This is a genomic window from Stenotrophomonas sp. 278 (assembly GCF_003935715.1).
GTDB lineage: Bacteria > Pseudomonadota > Gammaproteobacteria > Xanthomonadales > Xanthomonadaceae > Stenotrophomonas > Stenotrophomonas maltophilia_AH.
The window spans coordinates 1-2,492 of sequence record NZ_RHPP01000256.1 but is presented as its reverse complement, the minus strand read 5'-3'; the positions used below and the strand labels follow the sequence as shown (position 1 = coordinate 2,492).

The window sequence follows — 2,492 nt, the reverse complement described above, 5'->3', positions numbered from 1 at the left end:
TCGCCACCCTGCGCGTGTCGCCGAACCTGCCGCTCAGCGGCGAGAAGGCCTTCAACCTGGCGTCGGGCAAGCTCGTCCAGGGCCTTTACCAGAGTGCGTACAGCCCCGCGGCCAACGCCTTGTATGTCACTTCGGCCGTGGGCCGTCCGCCGGTGACCCAGTCGCAGTTGTTGAAGGTCGACCCGAAGTCGCTGAAGGTGGTGAAGGCGATCACCCCGGCCCAGGTGCCGGACGCGAAGGGCGGCAGCGTGTACGCGGTTTACGGCGTGGGCGTGGACGACGCCAACGGCAATGTCTGGGTCAGCAACACCCGCCAGGACACCGTGGCGGTGTACCGCCAGTCGGACCTGGGCCTGGTGCACCAGTTCCCGGTCGGCACCGTGCCGCACGCCCGCGATGTGGTGATCGACAGCCAGCGTGGCAAGGTGTTCGCATCGGCCACGGGTGAGGACCACCTGTCGGTGTTCGACGCGAAGACGCTCAAGGCGCTCGAGCCGATCACCCTGGAATCGGGTGTGGACGAAGGCAAGTTCGTGCCGATGAGCCTCACGCTGGATACGGCGGGCGGCAAGCTCTACACCGTCAGCATGGGCACCCCGGAAGCCGCAGTGATCGACGTGGCCAGCGGCAAGGTCGACAAGGTGATCGACCTCGGCAATGCGGTCAGCGCCTCGGGCGTGGCCGTGGACGGAAAGAACAATCGTCTGTACGTCGCCTCGCAGGGCAGCGACAACCTGCTCATCGTGGACATCGCCAGCGGCAAGGTGCTGCACGATGTGGCGGTGGGTGCCGGTGCCCTGAACGTGGCCTTCGAGCCCGTGTCCGGGCTGGCCTATGTCACCAACCGCGGTGCGGGCACCGTCACCGTCGTCGACGGCAACGGCCAGGTGATCGGCAACCTGGACGGTGGCACCTTCCCCAATCATGTCAGCGAAGATGGCAAGGGCAACGTGTTTGCGGTCAACAAGTCGCGCGGGGCCGAAGACCCCAAGGGTGACCGCGTGACCCGCATCAGCAAGCGCCGCTGAGTGAAACCCGCGCACGGGGGACTTGCCCCGTGCGCTTATCTGGAGAACCGTGATGCGTGTTTCGATCAACCTGCCTCAATCGCTGCTGGCGCTGGCCCTGGTGGGCGCGCTGACCGCCTGCGGCGACAAACCGGTCGCACCTGAAACCGCGAAGTCGGAACCTTCGGCGGCCGCGGCATCCGGGGAGACGAAGGCCGATGCACTGCCGACGGGCTGGCAGCGTGTGGCAGGGACCGATGTGCCGGGTGTTGAGGGAATCACGCCGGTGCTGCCGGTCACCCTCACCTCCGACGACGGGGCCTCGGTCACGGTGACCGATACCTCGAAGATCGTCGCCGGGGGCGACGATGTCATTGCGGTGATTGAAGCATTGGGCATGGGCCCGCAGGTGTACGCCGCGCCGCTGCGCTCGGCCACCGCGTCCGGGCGCAACGCGCCGAAGCAGTTCCTGTTCAACCGGACCACCGGGGTGGAGGGCGTGCTGAGCCTGGAAGGCTCACTGTTCCTGGGCAACAGCCTGCGCCGCCACACCGAACTGGCGAAGAAGCTGCGGGGTGCCGGTGAAGCGGCGGTGGTGGTGGACGACCTGCAACCGGCCCCGGACAAGGTGCGCAAGGTGGCCGCCGCGCTGGGCGCGGCGGACGCTGGCGAGACGCTGGCGAAGCAGGTGCAGGCGCAGCTGGATGAAGCGGCGGGGGTGGCAAAGGCCAGCGCGCGCCATCCACGGGTGATCCATCTGTCGGCAACCGGGGCCGGCGGTGCGCCGACGGTGGCCGGGGCTGACAGCGCGTCGGGCAAGCTGATTGCACTGGCCGGCGGTGTGAACATCGGCACCGAGGCTGGCGTGCAGAACTATTCGGCGCTCAGCAATGAAGGCGTGGTCGCCGCCGCACCGGATGTGATCCTGGTCACCGAGAACGATCTGCAGCTGTTCGGCGGAGAAGCCGGGCTGTGGAAGGCGTATCCGACCTTGAAGCAGACGCCGGCCGGTGCCGCCAACCGCGTGTGGGTGATGCCCGATGTACAGCTGAAATCCACCAGCGTGGGCTCGGGCAGCGGCGCACTGGCGCTGGCCAAAGCCCTGGCGGCGTTGCCTTCGCCGTGATGTCGCGTGGTACCCGACGCTCGGCCGGTGGCTGGGTTCTGCTGACCATGGCGCTGGCTTTGCTGGGCGCGATCCTCGCCTCGTTCGCGGTCGGGCCACTGCGTCTGCCGCCGATGGAGGTGGTAGAGGCGATCGGGGTGAAGCTGGGGTGGGTGGATGCGTCGCAGGTCAGTACGCGCGACCTGGCGGTGGTGTGGAACCTGCGCATCCCGCGTGCCCTGCTGGGCGCGCTGGTGGGGGCCTCGCTGGCGATGGCCGGCGCCAGTCTGCAGGGCCTGTTCGGCAATCCGCTGGCCGACCCGGGCATCGTGGGCGTCACCCAGGGGGCCGCGTTGGGGGCCGTGGCGGCGATCGTTCTG

3 protein-coding genes are annotated in these 2,492 nt (G+C 68.5%); all 3 read left to right on the top strand.

Annotated features, from left to right (window positions below; translation table 11 throughout):
- Positions 1–1,028, top strand: a 1,028-nt coding sequence (locus tag EGJ34_RS21330) for an ATP-binding protein (protein ID WP_125362402.1), incomplete at its 5' end; no start/stop codon positions are given.
- Positions 1,029–1,080: 52 nt separating this feature from the next.
- Positions 1,081–2,133: an ABC transporter substrate-binding protein gene (locus tag EGJ34_RS21325; RefSeq protein ID WP_125362401.1), complete on the top strand. Its 1,053-nt coding sequence runs from the start codon at positions 1,081–1,083 to the stop codon at positions 2,131–2,133.
- A partial coding sequence (locus EGJ34_RS21320; RefSeq protein WP_148100552.1) for an iron chelate uptake ABC transporter family permease subunit occupies positions 2,133–2,492 on the top strand: 360 nt, incomplete at its 3' end. The genes EGJ34_RS21325 and EGJ34_RS21320, both read left to right, overlap by 1 nt.